Origin of the sequence: Lysinibacillus sp. UBA5990 (assembly GCF_002429815.1) — a bacterium.
In the GTDB taxonomy this organism is placed as follows: domain Bacteria; phylum Bacillota; class Bacilli; order Bacillales_A; family Planococcaceae; genus Lysinibacillus; species Lysinibacillus fusiformis.
Map to the genome: position 1 here is coordinate 1,550,046 of NZ_DJAY01000015.1, position 17,814 is coordinate 1,567,859.

Sequence of the window (17,814 nt, forward strand, 5' to 3'; positions counted from 1 at the left end):
GAATGCTCCTCTTACTTCTTGCAAACTGTACAGCCATCATGTACGGGCGTTACAAAATATCCGTAGCCTCCATCACACATTCATACAAAATGTCTAATCCTTCCTCCAATTCCTCGTAGGTTGCGTAGGCATAGGATAATCGAACATGATGCTGATCCTGAAGATCGTAAATATAGCCTGGATTAATTAAAACACGACGCTGTAATAGCTTGAGAAAGAAATCCTTATCCACAACAGGCTTGTGGAACTTAAGCCAAATGTAAAAGCCCCCCTTTGGCTTATGCCAGTCAGCCACCCCTCTAAATTTCTCTTGTAAAATTCGTTCCGTAAAATCAGCACGATTCTGTAATTGTTGACGTAAACGTATTAAATGTTTTTCATATTTTCCTGACCGCAGCCAGTGCAGCACAATTTCTTGTGAAATAGCACTGGAGCCATAGTCTGTTTGCATTTTTATATCCGCCAATCGTTCAATAACTGTCGTTGGTCCAATTAGCCACCCAATTCGTAATCCAGGGCTCAAGGATTTAGAGACACTACCAATATAAAGAACCTGTCCACTACTATCCATTGCCTTTATCGGTGGTAATGGGTCCTCAAAAAGCAATTCATGGTAAACATCATCCTCAATTATAGGAATGCGTTCTGCTTGGCAAACCTCATAGAGCTGCTTTTTTTCCAAAGAAGTCCATACATGGTTGGTTGGATTATGCAAGGTAGGAATGGCATAAAACACGGCTTGTTTTTTTCGCTTCCTTTGAGACAGCGTCTGAGCAAGCTGTTCATCACGTTGTATCCCAATCATTTGCATCCCAACCGATTGAAATGGATGAACAGAATTCAAATAGGAGGTTGGTTCCTGAAAAACGATGGACCCTTGCTCTAATAAACCAACGGCAATTAGCTGTAAAGCTTGTAGTGCGCCAGAGACAATACAAACGTTCTGAGGCTCCGCTTCGATGCCTCGTTTTTGTACATAATCACAAATAGCTGCCCGGAGTTCGTCATTACCCTGTGGGGATGAGTAGCCTAATGTTTTGGGCTGCAATGAAAGCTCCCTTAGTGAAGCTTCAATTTCCTCTGTTGGTAACAGACTCGGTGCTAGTTCACCTGTTCCTAATCGAATCACATCATCTCTCTGCTCATATTCGTTAATTAATTGGATCGTATGATAATTTGGCTTATGCAGGCTCGTTTCAATATAGTTTTGCCAATTTGGCTGTGTTTGTTGAAGGAGAGCATGCCAGGAATTGCGAGTGACATAAACTCCTGAGCCTACCGTTGCTTCAAGGATGCCCATCGCCTTTAATTCCTCTAAAGCCTGTTGAACTGTACTGCGATTCACGCCAAATTGCATGGCCAACTGTCTTTGAGGAGGTAGTTTGGTCCCTGCTGCCCAATCACCTCTTTCGACTTGTGCTGTTACCCATTGAACAATTTGTTGTTGTAATGTGCTGTCACTTTGTCTATTTGGCTGCCAGCTCATAATCATCACCTTCCATATAAAATTGGGTGGATAAAAAACCATCCAATTGGTCGTTTTCTTTTAGTTATACCATAGCTAAAATGAATAAGGAAAGGAGGGATTGATCGTTGGAAGCATTTTTTCATGGCATCATTTTAGCATTCGGTCTCATTTTACCACTAGGCGTACAAAATGTTTTTGTTTTTTCACAAGGTGCTACACAGCCAACTATATGGCGCGCTCTGCCAGCAAGTGTGACAGCTGCTATTTGCGACACAATGCTAATTTTACTGGCAGTTTTTGGTCTATCATTAATCGTCCTACAATTTGAATGGTTACGTATTACCTTGATGTCGGTTGGTATACTGTTCTTACTTTATATGGGCTATACGATTTGGCGCTCTAGTCCAGCAACTGCCGATCAGAGTGAAGCACTTCCCATAAAAAAACAAATTCTTTTTGCACTTTCTGTGTCACTTCTGAATCCACATGCCATATTAGATACGATTGGGGTCATTGGCACAAGTGCCTTAAAATATAGTGGTACAGAGCAAATCATTTTCACTACAGCATGTGTCCTAATTTCGTGGCTATGGTTTTTCGGACTTACTCTGACCGGAGCCTCTTTCCAAAAGCTTGATAGCTCTGGCAATCTGATGAGAATTTTTAATAAATGCTCAGCCATTTTTATTTGGGCAACAGCTTGTTATCTCGCTGTTGGCTTCCTGTAACCAACATAGAAAATGCTCAGGATTTCTCCTGAGCATTTCTTTTATAAGGAGACAAAAACCGTGAGCTTTTCATCAAATAGCTTTGTTTCTGCCGATCTTCCCTCTGTCCATTCTTCGCCATAATGTATAGATTTGACTAAAACATTGGCTTGTAATAACGCTTCATGCTGCTGAATGATGGAAAGTACCTCATCACTACCGCAAAAGGCGATTGATATATATTGTTCAACAGGCAGCTGCCACTTTTTACGAGAATCTTGAATGAACCGAATTAATTCTCGCATTTGCCCCTCTTGTAGCAAACTCTCGGTTAATTGAACATTCATCAATACACGGCAAGTACTATCTTCAGCTAAAATATAGTGGTCTTTCACAATCGCTTCAGCTAAGACATGACTTGATAATAATGTTAGCTGCTGCTCTTCTACCATGATCGGTACTTCCCCATTGCGCTGTAGCTGTTCTTTCTCCTCATCCGTTAACGTCAGCATATACGACTTTACTTGATTGACCTTTGAACCAAATGCAGCACCAGCTGTTTTAAAATTAAGCTTATATTGGACGCTTTCATAAGCTGAGAAATCATGCGTCCATCTGCAAGCTTTAATGTTCAATTCCTCTTGAATTAGCTCGCTATAAGTTTGATAATCAGTCAGCTCTCCAGATACAGCAACAATAAGCTCACTTAAAGGCTGTTTAACCTTCATCCCCTGACTATTACGAATACTCCTGCCAAGCTCTACAACTGTTAAAACCATAGCCATTTCCTGTTCTAGCTGGCGATTCACTAGTTTTTCGTGGTAGATTGGGTAGTCTTCTATATGCACACTCTTGCCTGTTAATTGTCGGTAAATATCTTCTGTAATAAAGGGTGTAAATGGTGCAAGTAATCGGCAAATGTTCGTTAAAACCTCATAAAGGGTACTAAATGCGCCTCGCTTATCCGCTGTCAGTCCATGTGCCCAAAATCTGGCACGTGATCGACGAATATACCAATTGCTTAGCTCTTCCATTAATTGTGCAATTTCCCTTGTTGCGTGAGTAAATTGATATTCATCCATAGCTGTTGTCACAAGCTGGATTGTGTGATGCAATCGGGACAATATCCACTGATCTAAAGGTGTTCGTGTACCAGTATTTGTAGCATCGTACGTAAATCCATCAATATTGGCATAGAGCTGATAAAATTTAAACGTATTATCCAATGTATCCACTAGCTTTGATTTAGCATCGACCACAATCTTTTTGGAAAAACGCTTTGGATTCCAAGGGGAGCTATCAACTAAAAATGCCCAACGTAATGCATCTGCTCCATATTGCTCTATTAACTCTACAGGCTCTAAAGCATTGCCTTTACTTTTTGACATCTTTTGTCCATGTTCATCCAACACATGCCCTAACGATAACACCTGTTTATAAGCAGGCTTTCCTGTAAATAACGTCGATACCGCTAATAAGCTATAGAAAAAACCGCGTGTTTGGTCGATCCCCTCAATAACAACATCTGCTGGAAACTGTTTGTGAAAAGTTTTTACATCTTCGAAAGGATAATGTTGCTGAGCAAAGGGCATTGAGCCGCTGTCAAACCATACATCAATGACCTCTGGTGTACGCGTCATATCCCCTTGACAAGTAGGACAAGTACAAACAATTTCATCAATAAATGGCTTATGAAGCTCGATTTGTTGATCGACACCTCCCTTGGCTAATTTTGTTAACGCTGCGATACTGTTGGGAGCCTCCTCATGCCCGCAATCCTGACAAATCCAGACATTCAACGGTGTACCCCAATAGCGGTTACGGCTTATATTCCAATCCACTATATTTTCGAGAAAATTGCCGAATCGACCGTCCTTAATATGATTAGGATACCAAGTCACCTGCTGATTGTTTCCTAGTAACTGCTCTTTTAAGGCGGTCATTTTGATAAACCAGCTGTCCGTTGCATAGTACAATAATGGAGAATCACAGCGCCAGCAATGAGGGTAGCTATGCTCATATTTTTCTTTACTAAATAAGAGCTCCTTTTTCGCAAGCATTTTTATAATATCCACATCACAATCTTTTACAAATCGTCCGACAAGCTCTGGCACCTCTTCTGTGTAACAGCCTTTCAGATCCACTACATTGACAAAGGACAAGCCATGCTGTTGAACCGTCTTATAATCGTCCTCCCCATATGCTGGAGCAATATGCACAATCCCTGTACCGCTATTCTCAGTGACATAATCAGCCATCACGACAACATGACCTTGCTGAACAGTTACATATGAAAATGATGGTTGATACGACACACCAGCAAATTCCTGCCCAGTATGCTCACTTAAAATTTCCACAGCTTCTGTGAAAACCTTTGATACTAATAATTTGGCAATAATAAATACTTTATCCCCTTGCTTTATCCGTACATATCGTAGGGATGGATTCATTGCCAATGCCACATTGGCAGGTAATGTCCATGGTGTTGTTGTCCAGCCTAAGAAATATTCATCACGATCAGCAAGCTTAAACATGGCTGTAACAGATAAATCTTTGACATCCTTATAGCCCTGTGCTACCTCATGTGAGCTTAAGGAGGTTTGGCAACTCGGGCAATATGGTGAAACTCGATGCCCTTTATATAAAAGCTGTTCCTTATGAACATGGCTTAAAATATGCCACACCGATTCTATATAGTCATTACTTAATGTGAGATATGGATCATCCATATCAAGCCAATAGCCAAGCTGTTCTGTAAAGGAACGCCATTTTTGTTCGTAGGTAAAAACACTATTTTTACACGCTTGAATAAAACGCTCCACCCCATAATTCTCAATCTCCTGCTTTCCTGAGATACCTAATGTCTTTTCTACTCCTAGTTCCACAGGTAAACCATGTGTATCCCAGCCTGCTTTTCGTTCAACCAAATAGCCTTGCATTGTTTTATAGCGGGCCACTACATCTTTAATCGTTCTACCAAAGGCATGCCCGACATGTGGTAAACCATTTGCTGTTGGCGGTCCCTCATAAAATACAAAGGGTTGCTGTCCAGCTCTATTTGTGACGGAAGCTAAAAATGTTCCCTCTTGCTCCCACAATGCCCGTATCCGTGTTTCTCGTTCAAGCGTCGATTCCTTCTTTTGTTCTGTTTTCATTTTATTTCCTCCTATACAATATTATTTTGTATAAAAGGCATACAAAAAACCCCGTCCCAAGGAAAGGGACGGGGTTAACCGCGAATACCACCCTAATTCTATTGACACCTTAGTCAATAGCACTCAGCAACGTACTATCATACGTGTTCTTTTTAACGGTAGACACCCGGGTTAGCTTACTATTTTCAGCTAACCTTCTCAGAGAGGATTTTCATGTAACATCTGCACACCGACTTCCACCAAATGTCGGCTCTCTGTAGAACAAAATGAAACATTACTTTTTCTCATCAACGAATTTGTATGCTTTTATTGTCACTCATCTTATCAAATTACCAATTGTCTGTCAACGGTGGACAACCTTAATTTATTTCGTTTAAACAAGTACCAATGCTAAAAGCAGTTGCATTATCCAATTGAACGAATATCAACTCTTCACCCCTTTCACTTGGCAAATTATTACAACTATTGTAACTGAATCCAACAACGAAGAAAAGCTTGGATACAAACCAAAAAAAGAGCCTGCCATTTAATGCAGACTCACTTATTGAAAATTATTAATCGAGTTACGCATTCATACTGCTTTGCCATTCATCTCGCTATACGGCCCTTTCACTCGATCACCTTTTTCAAAACAGCCGATGTATCATGAGCCTACATTGTATCGCTAAGACCTGTAAATGGTGTGATCACCTTTTTTTCATTTGAAGATAACACGATATTCGTAGAGGGTGTACCATAGGGCATGGTCGCATCAATAAATTGCTCTAATGTTTCTACTGAATAGGTAGCTAGTTTAACAATATAGCTGATCTCCCCTGCTACACGATAACATTCAAGAACATCCGGGTGGTTATTACAAAAAGCAGATAGGCTTTTACAATCGATGGATTTAAATAAAATAATTGCCTGAATGGTACGTTCCATTTTTTTGATGTTCACTTTAGCGTGATATCCTTCAATCACACCTTGTTCCTCGAGCTTTTTGACGCGTTCAATTACAGCAGGAGAAGATAAATGAACGGTAGCTGCTAATTCCTTCATTGAGATTTTGGCATTCTCCTGCAACTGCTGTAAAATTTGAGTATCAATTTGATCCACCATTAATCACCTTTCTTAATCAAGTTTTTTTCACATAATTCCTGTTTTAATAAGGAGATTTATCTAAAATACATTATACAGCTTCTGTTATCGGTTGGCCGCTTTGATTACAATAAAAGCATAAAGGAGGCAGAAACAAATGAAAAAAATAATGTTACTTTTAGCAAATGGCTTTGAGGCTGTGGAAGCAAGTGTTTTTACAGATGTGCTTGGTTGGAATAAATGGGAGGGTGATGGATCAACAGAGGTTGTCACTGTAGGATTACATACACAGCTTCAATGCACATGGAATTTTAAGGTCGCTCCTGAAAAGTTACTCCATGAAATTGATTTAGCAGAGTTTGATGCTTTAGCTATCCCAGGTGGATTTGAGGAAGCGGGCTTTTATGAGGATGCCTTTAGCGAGGAATTTCAAACGGTTGTCCGGCATTTTCATGAACAGCAAAAGCCAATTGCAACGATCTGTGTAGCTTCCTTAATATTGGGACATAGCGGTATTCTCCACAATCGTCAGGCGACAACCTACAACCATCCAACTAGTAAACGATTAGCACAGTTAGAAAGCTACGGTGCGACTATTGTCAACGAACGAATTGTGCAAACAGATCATATAATTACTTCCTCCAATCCAGGAACAGCCTTTGATGTAGCCTTTCGCTTACTAGAAACACTAACATCTACCACCAATACAGCAAGAGTAAAAGACTTTATGGGTTTTCACTAATTGGTAAAAAAGTAGGCTACACCATGTATTTGGCGTAACCTACTTTTAAATTCATTTTTATTTGCTTACTGGTGGTACTGTTTCAGTTGTGCTTAAATCTATTTCCTTTGCATTGTCTAGCACATCTTTTGGAATTGTAATTGTCGTCACAGCATTGAAATCATGGTATTTGATGGTCATTTGCTGTTTTGTTTTGATCGTATTGCCCTCTACTTTCATGCTTAATGTCATATCCATAGCAATTTCTTCTACATCAAATGTTTTTTTATTAATTACTAATTTGTATGTGAGGCTATCAAAAGACATATTGCCTAATTGTCCATCCAAATCAGCATCCATTCCTAAATCCATGGAACCAATCTGTTGCTTCACCAGCTCTGTGAATTTATCACCAGCACCTTTCAAGGTTAATTCATAACGGTCCGCTGTTTCCTTTAAAGTGAAATCCTCAGCAAATGATTGAAGCATTTCTAATTGCTCAGCTGCATCTGGCTGCATGCCTGTTTGACTTAGAACATCTTCAAATAATTGTTTCGGGAATTTTACCCAAGCCTTCTGGTCTGCCTCATACATATACATACCATCTTTAGCCGTCATATACATTTTAATTGGCAAATTAATCGCTTCACCACTTGTTGGATCTGTTAATGACATGGTACCATCTGCAAAGAACTGCATTGGCTCTGTAACAATTTCCATCTTCATATTGCCTTTAGAATCCATTTTCATGGTTTCCTGACCATCATTTGCTTCTACTGACTGTGAAATCGTCATAGAAGCCTTCATGCTTTTTACCTCTTTTTGCTTGGCTAATGCTTTAGTAAACACTTCCTCTAACAAAGCACTATCATTTGTTGTAGTAGGTTTTTCTTCCGTTACTGGCTCATCTTGAGGTTTTTCCTCTTTTTCTTCCGTTGTAGGCTGTGTATCCACAGTTAAGCCTAAGGCGTTAACAATAAATGTCGCCAACTGACCACGCGTTACATTTTTATCCACCCCAAATTCTGTTGCCGTAATGCCCTTCGCAATTCCTGTTTCATACAAGGCTGTTACAGCATCTGCAAATGGGCTATTTTGTGGTACATCCGTAAATGGACTCTTTCCTTCTGCTGTCAAGCCTGTTGCCTGTGCCAACATAACCGCCATTTGACCACGTGTAATTGTCTCATCAGGTCGGAAAGTATCATCCTCATAGCCATTTACAACACCTAAATTAACCAATGTAACAATCGCCTTATAATATGGACTAGATGAATCTACATCTTTGAAATTAGGATTTTCAACATTTTCCATATCCGTTGTCGTAAGATCGAAAGCCCCTGCAATCATCTTCACGGCTTCTCCGCGTGTTACGTCCTGTGTTGGTTTAAATGTTCCATCAGGAAAACCATTAATTATATCAGCTGCATGTAATGTTGAAATACTTTTAAAATGTGCATAATCTTCACTTACATCTTTAAATGGACTAACTGCTGATGCAGGTACAACAGCTACAGCCGTAATGGCTACCGCCGAAGTTGCCGCCATAAAAAACTTACTTTTTTTCTTTGTCATGATAATTCTTCCCCCATTTATGTAAAAATTTAAAGACTTACCCTTTAATTTTATATAAACATTTGGGAAAATGCTATGTATTTGGAAATTTTCAAGCTTCTTGTTTTTTCTCTCTGTCACATTTAGCGCTTTATTCGTCACTTTTGCCTCTCTATCCATCAAATTCCTTTTATCTTCATCACTTTATAAGGATTTCAAGACCAAACAAAAAAAGCCGACCTCTTAAGAGATCGGCTTGTGAATGTTATGATTATTCAGCAGCTTTTGCGCGTAGAACCATTTGTAGGATACCACCATGACGGTAGTAGTCTACTTCTACTTCTGAGTCGAAACGAGCTAAAGCTTGGAAAGTTTTAACTGTGCCGTCTTCAGATTTAGCAGTTACTGTTAAGATTTCACGTGGTTTCACGTTATCAGTAATGTTTACAGAGATTTCTTCTTTACCAGTTAAGCCTAATGTTTCAGCAGATTCACCTGGCATGAATTGTAGTGGAAGAACACCCATCATTACTAAGTTAGAACGGTGGATACGCTCGTAAGATTGTGCGATAACAGTTTTCACGCCAAGTAGGAATGTTCCTTTCGCAGCCCAGTCACGAGAAGAACCCATACCGTAGTCGTTACCAGCAAGTACGACTAAGCCAGTACCTTGCTCTTGGTATTTCATACATGCGTCATAGATGTACTCTACTTCGCCTGTTGGCCAGTAAGTAGTGAATCCACCTTCTGTACCAGGAGCAACTTGGTTACGGATACGGATGTTTGCAAATGTACCACGCATCATTACTTCGTGGTTACCACGACGAGAACCATAAGAGTTGAAGTCACGGATTGCAACACCGTTTTCAATTAAATATTTACCTGCAGGTGTATCTTTACCGATCGCACCAGCTGGAGAAATATGGTCAGTTGTGATTGAGTCACCGAACTTCGCCATAATGCGTAAGCCGTCTAAGCCTTTAATAGCTTCTGGCTCTTTTGCAAGACCTTGGAAGAATGGTGGGTTTTGGATGTAAGTTGATTTGTCATCAAATGTGTATAGAGACTCAGTTGATGTTTCAATTGCATTCCATTTTTCGTTCGCTGTGAATACAGTTTCGTATTCTTTTTGGAATAATTCACGGTTAACTACAGTACCTAATACTGCGTTAACTTCTTCAGTTGAAGGCCAGATATCAGCGAAGAATACTTCGTTGCCATCTTTGTCTTTACCGAATGAATCTTTTTGTAGGTCAACATCCACTGTACCAGCAAGTGCATAAGCAACAACAAGTGGTGGAGAAGCTAAGTAGTTAGCTTTTACAAGTGGGTGTACACGACCTTCGAAGTTACGGTTACCAGAAAGAACTGATGTTACAAATAAGTCATTTTCTTTAATTGCATCTTCGATTTCAGGTAATAATGGACCTGAGTTACCGATACATGTTGTACAACCGTAACCTACAGTGTTGAAACCGATTTGGTCAAGGTAAGTTTGTAAACCTGAATCTTCAAGGTAACCAGTTACAACTTTAGAACCTGGTGCTAAAGAAGTTTTAACCCATTTAGGTACTGTTAGACCTTTTTCTACAGCTTTTTTCGCTACTAAGCCCGCAGCAATTAATACGTATGGGTTAGATGTATTTGTACAAGAAGTGATCGCAGCGATTGCAACAGCACCTGTTGGAATTTCTACATCGCCTTCAGCGAATTTTGCTACAGTTGTTTTTGCAAATTCATCTTCTGTTAAACCGAAACCTTGTGTACCTTGTGGTGCCACTACTGCTTCTTTGTAACGAGAACGCATTTGAGATAGTGGAATTAAGTCTTGTGGACGTTTTGGACCAGAAAGGTTTGGTTCGATTTCAGCTAAGTTTACTTCTAGTACGTCAGTGTAAACTGGCTCTAAAGTTGGATCGAAGAACATGTGGTTAGACTTTAAGTAAGATTCTACAACCGCGATGTGCTCTTCGTCACGACCAGTTAAACGCATGTAGTTTAATGATTCTTCGTCAATTGCGAAGTAACCACATGTAGCACCATATTCAGGAGCCATGTTAGAGATTGTCGCACGGTCAGCTAGTGGTAATTTAGATACGCCAGGTCCGAAGAACTCAACGAATTTACCAACTACGCCACGTTGACGTAATACTTGTGTTACTTTTAATGCTAAGTCAGTAGCAGTAGTTCCGTTTGGAAGGTCGCCAACTAATTTAACACCGATAACTTCTGGAATTGGGAAGTATGAAGGTTGACCAAGCATACCTGCTTCAGCTTCGATACCACCTACGCCCCATCCAAGAACGCCAATACCGTTGATCATTGTTGTATGAGAGTCAGTACCTACTACTGAATCTGGGAATGTTTCGAATGTGCCGTCAGCATTTTCGTTTACGTGTACAACTGGAGCTAAGTACTCTAAGTTTACTTGGTGAACGATACCTGTTGCTGGTGGTACAGCACGGAAGTTATTGTAAGCAGTTTGAGCCCATTTTAAGAAGTTATAACGCTCAGCGTTACGTTCAAACTCTAGGTCCATGTTTGCTTGTAATGCAGATGCATTACCGTATTTGTCAACTTGTACTGAGTGGTCAATTACAAGGTCAACTGGAATAGCAGGGTTGATTTTGCTTGGGTCGCCGCCCATTTCCTTCATTGCTGAACGAAGAGATGCAAGGTCAACAACTACTGGTACACCAGTAAAGTCTTGTAATACAACGCGAGAAGGTTTGAATGGAACTTCTGCTTCTGGATCAGCACCATTGCCCCATTTTGCTAATTCGTTTACGTGCTCTTCTTTAATTACATATGCATCATATTGACGTAAAACAGATTCTAATAATACTTTAATTGAGTAAGGAAGGTTTGAAACTTTTGCAACGCCAGCTTTTTCAATCGCAGCTAAGTCATAGTAATTGTAAGTTTTACCATTCACTTCGAATGATGCACGGCTGTTGTGTAAATTACCTTGTGCCATTTGCGGATCCCCCTAAATATATCTTTTTGAAAAGGCTTTAAAAAGTGTAGCATCTTTTCTCCAATACCCATGATAACGCATTTATATTCATAAGTAAATTACATTAATATTATCTTTTTTGATAAGCATAACTTATGACCTTAGTTTCTATCCTGATGTTTTTAATTTTTTGATGTGCATAATAAAAAGGGTTTGTTTTTATAAGGGTTTCTATACCTATGTAACTAAGTGTATTTAAATGTATTTAACTGGGGTACGATGTGGGGTACAAATTGGGGTACTCTAGGTTTTTTAAAAAAAGGTGCCCAGTTAGTAAAACTAAAATGTAAAAAAGTTTGGACAGGTACTATTTTATAATAGAAGAAAAAATTTAACGGCTTAAAATTAATATTATTTCTTTGCCACATCCCGTGGCATTTTTTATGTACTGACAACAATCTACAATATCGATACAATTTTATTATTACAAATAAGTCCCAAGGGAGTAAATACCTTAAGAAGAAATTCTTTATTAATTCAACACTTCTATTTTCAGACGAAAGTAAAGTTGACGAATTTAATGTTTTGATAAATGATTCTGTATTAAAATAGAAAAATAACCAGGTACTCATTCGAGCGCCTGGTCTTTATTTTGGTGACTGATTAATAATTTTTCTATCTGGGTTTTTAGTGCCATATTAGCATAGCGAAGCACTACGTCATTTCCTGCTGTAGCTATATGCACATCACTAAAATACTCGTCTATCTTTTCTACCTTTACTAACCTAATTTTGTATTTTGCCAACCACCTCTTTGAATCGTAATAATCTAGGGTTATGTCTTTTAGTAACCTTTCGAGGATTGGCAAATAAATTTTACTCAGTTTTAAATTTTCTATTACTGGTAAATCACGTTGCAATGATTGTACTGCCATTTCTAGAATTAAAAATTTATGAAAAAGTTTCCGTTGTTCAGGTTTCAGCATACAACCGAACGATCCTTGTGGCTGATTGGAACAACTGCTAATACATTATCAATCATAAATGTGCGCTTGGCTTGCCTTGTAAAACAATACGCCTGAAACGAATCACCAACAATTTTAATAATCTTGATACGCCTTTTTGACACGTTGCTGTCCTTAGCTATGTACATCATATTTAATAATTGGTTCCGTTGCATTGCTTTAATTAGTTGTTCCCTCATCATTCCACACCTCTCAACAGGAACATTTGTTTGCATTATTTTAGAACAAACGTTTGTATTTTGACAAGTATTAATTTGTGGGAATAAAAAAGACAAGGTACTCAATTGAGCGCCTGGTCCTTTTGGGTATGAGAGTTTTGTTAAAATAAATTCGATAATATCAACAATGTTGGAACTTGATTATTTTATGATGGTTGGTATTATTAATAGTAATATTGAAGAAGAAATTAAAGTTAAAGTTAATTTTTTTGATAGTTTTTTTTGATTGGGACCTTCATAAAATCCTGAGAATTGTAATTTATTACGATATAGAACGAACAGTATAATGTATACTGCTATCCCTGGCAACCAGCCATTATCATTACCAATATTTATTTGTAAAGTTGAATAAATGGACTTTACTACTCCCCAAATAAGAAAACCAAAAACTATACAAATAAAAATGATTCTTATTAATTCTAAGAATACACTCATTGTATTCGATCTTTTCCCACTAACTTTAATCATCCCCTCTTATTCCTATTCGAATGCTCGTACTGAATAAGTTGAACCAGACGTTGTTGTAATGCGTATTTTAGCATTAGTATATGTATATACAACGCCTACTGCACCATAATCTTTCATTTCATTAAGAGTAAAAGCCTTAGAAAAATCCTTTGTTTTTGTACTATCTATTGAACCATCATAAACAACCCCAAATCCATTACCTCCAACAACTCCATAAGCAGAATTAGTTACCGAAAGTTCAGCTTTAGAGGTATCATGTCCAGAATTGAAATTAACAGTTATTCTTCCACCATAGCTATGGCTTAATAGATTGATATTAGAAGTAATAGCTCCCGAAAATTTAATTTTACCAAATCCGCCAGTTTTATCAAACTTCTCTGTATATGAGCTTTCAAACATACCCATCCCAAAAGGTTGTATATCACCTGTTTGACTAGTTTGCTCAACTTTATTATTAGCATAGTTTTGAACAAATTCAGTATCTTCCATAGAGAATGGTTCATATAATTCATATGTAGAGTTTATTTGTTCAAATCTATCATAAATTTCTTCTGATGTTAAATTCATATTAGCATCGTATACTAAATTTTCTTTATCTGTATTTATCATTTCTTCTGCAAAAGCAGGGGCAGTGGTAACACTAACTATTGCTGCAGTCAAAGCAGTTGCAGCTACAAATTTTTTATAAAACATTAATATCTCTCCCATATTTGAATTAATTTTAATATAAAATATATTTTTTTTGCTATAGCAGCTTAACTTTCCCTCGAAGTCATTTATTAACTTACCATCCAGGATAATACAATTTCAACAGTGAGTTCACGCCATTTTTTTGGCGTTACACCGCCATTTATTAACCATTTTTCTTTAATTCACGCCAAATCACGCCACTCAATGTATTTTTTTTTGGCGCACTTCACATTTCTTATACTATAATAGTAATGATATTTGTAAAAAATATGAATAAAGTGGTTTAAATATATATTTTGTGATTAAAAATCATTTAATCCCTGTTCACATATTTTACATATTTAAATAAAAAAGCCCATTACCAATTAAGGTAACAGGCTTCTGCTGCTAAGCGCTACGTTGTGCAATGATAATCTTCAATCCTTCAAAATCACCACTTGTCATAGTTCCTTTATCGAACTTCTCCAACCAAGATTTATCTATCAACTTTTTATCGACTGCTTGTTGAATGTAATCATGTACTGCAGCTTTAGTTGTCTCGTTTGTAAATTTCATTGCGTCATCATCCTTTTCTGTTGGTTTCTCAGAATCTTTTGGTTTCATTGCTTCTTCAATTCGTTTTAAGAATCTACCCCAACGATCTTCACTTAAGATTCGGTGAGGGCAATATTTACCGTTCCAGTCTTGGTGCTTTTTCACTCGGTCAATACCCCAACCGAACTGTTTTAAAAGCACTGCAATGTATTGAACAGCATTTTCCTCTGCTACTCCATAACGTACACCACCACTTTTGCTGTAACAAATTTCAATACCTATTGAAAGGCGATTACCTTTCTTTAAAGCGTTAGGGTCGGTACTACCTCCACCGTCCCCACAATGCCAAGCGTTACGGTTGAAAGGAATTGCTTGAATGACCTCTTTATCGTCTACAGCAATATGATAAGAAACCTGATTATTATTGCTAATCATGTACGAAATTTCATTAGCAGCAGGTTTGTCATTGGCTGTATTGTGTACTGTAATGAATTTTGGTGTCATGATGAAAGGTGCCTTAATTGAATACTTGTTTGAAGGTAAAAAGCATTGTTTGAATGTATAAGCCATTATTCATCATCCTTCGGTTTGTGATATGTTAACACCTGTTCACTATCTGACGTCCCACTAGTCGTTGGTTCAACGAAGACACCAACTAGAACTAAAAAAGCGAGTACAGTGTTAAATAACTCTGTAACTCGCTCATTATAAATTGTTGTATCGTAGCCGAATAGCGCCCCGATTTGTTGCACTAATAGTAATAGTAAAGCAAATGCGCCCACTAAGAATGGTTTGTGTTTTAAACGTACTTTCCAGTTAATTTTCATGAATTCATCCTCCAAAAATTGAATTTTGTAATGCTATAAATAAAACTCCAACGACACCACTAATTGCAGCAGCTAAAAAATAGCCTTTGATTTTATCACTGTTCTGTTCCATTTTTTCAACAGATTTTTCGATTTATTTAACACTTGAAGCTGTGTTGTACACAATAGGCTTAATCGTTGATACGTCTTTTTCTAGTTCCTGCAATCTTCTTTCATGGTCAGCTACAGTAACAGCTTGTTGAAAGGTTGTTTCTTGACTCATGCCCTATTCCCTCTCCTTCGTCCTTTAAAATAAAAAGACATGAGGCGAATCGAGATTCAGTACAGTGTACCTTTGCCCCATCTCGATTGCTCCCATAACTCATAATAAAAGCCCTCCACTGATTGATAGTGGAAGGCGCATTACTGTTGTTAAATCATTCATCAATTATATAATGACTCTTATATTGAATACTCGACCAACCATTTGAAAGCTAGTCCGTAATTATCGAAAAATTCAACAGACTCTTTTGTGTTGGATTGCTTTAAGTGGTTCATTATCTCTCCTTCTTCAAGGAGAAACGCAATTGCTTTGCTGTGTTTTAGAATGGTACTATTAAAAAACTTATCTTTCCATTCTTTCTGTACAGAAAAATGGTCTGGAATATAGCCTTTTCTATCAACCAACAATTTGTACTTTCGACCTTCAGAAATAAATTGCTGACACACCTTTTCAAAACCATTAAACCAATCATCAACATCTTCAATTTTTATGTGACCTATTAGGTGAGTAACTATTATATCTCCAAAAACTTCGGTGTTGATGCTTTTTTCTATCAACTTTGAATCATCTCCCTTAGTTTCTATTATCCGTTAAAGCTCAAGAAAATCAAATACTCACCATCTAATGTTTAGACAATAAAAATAACGCTAAGCTTCTGCCTGCGTCTCGAAATCTTGTTTTGTTATAGCCTTATATTGTTCAGGGGTAATCTCACCAAACGGATTGGCCTCCGTTTTCACTGCAATTCTTAATTGTTCAGCAGTCACCCACTTAAACATGAAAGCAATTTGCCGTTCAGATTGGTCTTTGTCAGAATCATAAGCATTTCCTGCGATGCTCATAACATCGTTTGCATACAAAGTCATTAATGATACTTATTTTTGTGCACTAGTAAACTGATGTTAATAGTACTGAACGAATTTTCAAAAACCTCCATTTATTAACTTTAACGGTTATAATAAAGTATAAAAAATACCAAATTAAACCTTATCCAAATTTAACTAAAGTGTTTGATTTAAAGTATTTTGTATTTAAGGAGAGTTATTAATGAAAATTCAAACCAGTAATACACTAAATTATTTGAAAGCAGAGGTAACTAAAAATATAAAAAGTGAAAGTCTCTTAGATTTATTTGGAATTAAAAATTTACATAAAGACGAAGACGAAAACGAGAAAAATATCAAACCTAAACTCGAAACCAGATATGAAGATGGTTATATACGTACATATCTTGTGAAATCGAATGGACAAAAATTAGTTAGACTACTTGTTAAGGAGATTAAACAAACCCAAGAAAACATGAAAGAGTCCATAGATTTAGAGGATATGTTGATACAAGAGCTTGAAAAGTTATCTAATCTCAAAAAATATGAACAGAATACTTCTATTTTTGAAAAAGAAAAAAATATTTATAAATATAAAACAGGTATTTGAAGACGAAACAGTAAAAACTATGATTAGAATTGATATTAATTAGCGAGGTTAAGAAATCCTTATTTATTGCTTATTGCCACAATCCTTGGAATGTGGCAATAAATTCCTATAATGCACACATCACTCCATTATCTGTTTTACAATGTTATCCTTAATACGCTTAATGCTTGTTGCTATAAAGCCATATGTTGACCTATCTAGCTTCACATTCCATTGTGCAAAAACAAATGCAAGATAGCAAAGATAACCCTCGTATGACTAATGATAAAAAGAAATTATCTGCCTCAGCCGATCCATATAGTGATTTAGAAAAAATTGCGAATTTACGAGATAAAGGGATTTTAACTGAAGAAGAATTTTTAGAAGAAAAGAAAAAAATTTTAGGCTAGCTCAGGATGCCATGTGGAAAATAATAATTAATACTAAATTTCATTTACAAATATTTAGTAAAATTATCAAAAGTATTTGAGAAGCTGGGTAAGTTGTGAGAGATATTAAAGATAAAGGTGCTTTAAAAACTAATTGAACATTCTAGTAACAGAACATGACATAAACATGTCCTGTTAAAATCGATATCTGACCATCTTAAACCACCTGCTTCGCCCCGTCTCATGCCAGTGGCAGCTAGAATTGACATTGTGCATAGCCCTAATAGGTTGACTCAAGCGATCTTCAATTTGTATCGCAGTGTGAATTGTTGACATGATCTCACCCCC

17 protein-coding genes and 1 other annotated feature are annotated in these 17,814 nt (G+C 37.4%); of the genes, 4 read left to right on the forward strand and 13 right to left on the reverse strand.

What is annotated here, in order from left to right; all coding sequences use genetic code 11:
* Positions 1-49: 49 nt before the first annotated feature.
* Positions 50-1,486, reverse strand: coding sequence for a PLP-dependent aminotransferase family protein (locus B3D94_RS20265; protein ID WP_291759907.1), 1,437 nt, complete (start codon positions 1,484-1,486; stop codon positions 50-52).
* A 107-nt stretch (positions 1,487-1,593) separates the two neighbouring features.
* Here B3D94_RS20265 and B3D94_RS20270 point away from each other — a divergent pair, with 107 nt between their 5' ends.
* Positions 1,594-2,196 carry a LysE/ArgO family amino acid transporter gene (locus B3D94_RS20270; protein WP_069481543.1) on the forward strand — a complete coding sequence of 201 codons (603 nt, stop codon included), beginning with the start codon at positions 1,594-1,596 and terminating at the stop codon, positions 2,194-2,196.
* Between the two features lie 41 nt (positions 2,197-2,237).
* Here the strand turns inward: B3D94_RS20270 and ileS are convergent, their stop codons facing one another.
* Positions 2,238-5,330: an isoleucine--tRNA ligase gene (gene ileS, locus B3D94_RS20275; protein ID WP_291759912.1), complete on the reverse strand. Its 3,093-nt coding sequence runs from the start codon at positions 5,328-5,330 to the stop codon at positions 2,238-2,240.
* A 61-nt stretch (positions 5,331-5,391) separates the two neighbouring features.
* Positions 5,392-5,630 (reverse strand) — a binding site (T-box leader).
* A 351-nt stretch (positions 5,631-5,981) separates the two neighbouring features.
* Positions 5,982-6,428 (reverse strand): Lrp/AsnC family transcriptional regulator, encoded by a 447-nt coding sequence (locus B3D94_RS20280; protein WP_291760690.1) that lies wholly within the window; start codon positions 6,426-6,428, stop codon positions 5,982-5,984.
* Positions 6,429-6,567: 139 nt separating this feature from the next.
* On the opposite strand from B3D94_RS20280, the gene B3D94_RS20285 reads away from it, so the two are divergent.
* Entirely contained in the window at positions 6,568-7,152 is a 585-nt protein-coding gene (locus tag B3D94_RS20285; RefSeq protein WP_291759914.1) for a DJ-1/PfpI family protein, read from the forward strand.
* A 57-nt stretch (positions 7,153-7,209) separates the two neighbouring features.
* Here the strand turns inward: B3D94_RS20285 and B3D94_RS20290 are convergent, their stop codons facing one another.
* The 10 genes from B3D94_RS20290 to B3D94_RS23105 form a co-directional block, all read right to left on the reverse strand.
* Complete coding sequence (locus B3D94_RS20290; RefSeq protein ID WP_291759917.1) at positions 7,210-8,706, reverse strand: S-layer homology domain-containing protein; 1,497 nt, start codon at positions 8,704-8,706, stop codon at positions 7,210-7,212.
* A 250-nt stretch (positions 8,707-8,956) separates the two neighbouring features.
* On the reverse strand, positions 8,957-11,662 hold the full coding sequence (gene acnA / locus B3D94_RS20295) for an aconitate hydratase AcnA (RefSeq protein ID WP_291759920.1): 2,706 nt from the start codon (positions 11,660-11,662) through the stop codon (positions 8,957-8,959).
* A 607-nt stretch (positions 11,663-12,269) separates the two neighbouring features.
* Positions 12,270-12,626 carry an aconitate hydratase gene (locus B3D94_RS20300; protein ID WP_291759923.1) on the reverse strand — a complete coding sequence of 119 codons (357 nt, stop codon included), beginning with the start codon at positions 12,624-12,626 and terminating at the stop codon, positions 12,270-12,272.
* The gene (locus tag B3D94_RS20305) at positions 12,620-12,844 is read right to left on the reverse strand and encodes a transcriptional regulator (RefSeq protein WP_069483361.1); all 225 of its coding nucleotides are present in this window, start codon (positions 12,842-12,844) and stop codon (positions 12,620-12,622) included. The genes B3D94_RS20300 and B3D94_RS20305 overlap by 7 nt, the downstream gene beginning before the upstream one ends.
* A gap of 519 nt (positions 12,845-13,363) precedes the next feature.
* Positions 13,364-14,044 (reverse strand): hypothetical protein, encoded by a 681-nt coding sequence (locus B3D94_RS20310; RefSeq protein ID WP_069481550.1) that lies wholly within the window; start codon positions 14,042-14,044, stop codon positions 13,364-13,366.
* A gap of 384 nt (positions 14,045-14,428) precedes the next feature.
* On the reverse strand, positions 14,429-15,145 hold the full coding sequence (locus tag B3D94_RS20315; protein ID WP_414674004.1) for a peptidoglycan recognition protein family protein: 717 nt from the start codon (positions 15,143-15,145) through the stop codon (positions 14,429-14,431).
* The gene (locus B3D94_RS20320) at positions 15,145-15,402 is read right to left on the reverse strand and encodes a phage holin (RefSeq protein ID WP_069481551.1); all 258 of its coding nucleotides are present in this window, start codon (positions 15,400-15,402) and stop codon (positions 15,145-15,147) included. Before B3D94_RS20320 ends, B3D94_RS20315 begins: the two co-directional genes overlap by 1 nt.
* A 133-nt stretch (positions 15,403-15,535) precedes the next feature.
* Positions 15,536-15,664 (reverse strand): hypothetical protein, encoded by a 129-nt coding sequence (locus B3D94_RS20325; protein WP_291759929.1) that lies wholly within the window; start codon positions 15,662-15,664, stop codon positions 15,536-15,538.
* Between the two features lie 179 nt (positions 15,665-15,843).
* The gene (locus B3D94_RS20330) at positions 15,844-16,251 is read right to left on the reverse strand and encodes an STAS/SEC14 domain-containing protein (RefSeq protein WP_175423121.1); all 408 of its coding nucleotides are present in this window, start codon (positions 16,249-16,251) and stop codon (positions 15,844-15,846) included.
* A 60-nt stretch (positions 16,252-16,311) separates the two neighbouring features.
* Entirely contained in the window at positions 16,312-16,530 is a 219-nt protein-coding gene (locus B3D94_RS23105; protein WP_414674005.1) for a hypothetical protein, read from the reverse strand.
* Between the two features lie 181 nt (positions 16,531-16,711).
* Between B3D94_RS23105 and B3D94_RS20340 the strand changes: the two genes are divergently transcribed.
* Positions 16,712-17,098, forward strand: a complete 387-nt coding sequence (locus B3D94_RS20340) for a hypothetical protein (protein ID WP_291759932.1) — start codon at positions 16,712-16,714, stop codon at positions 17,096-17,098.
* Between the two features lie 227 nt (positions 17,099-17,325).
* On the forward strand, positions 17,326-17,487 hold the full coding sequence (locus B3D94_RS20345) for an SHOCT domain-containing protein (protein WP_193833692.1): 162 nt from the start codon (positions 17,326-17,328) through the stop codon (positions 17,485-17,487).
* Positions 17,488-17,814: the final 327 nt, after the last annotated feature.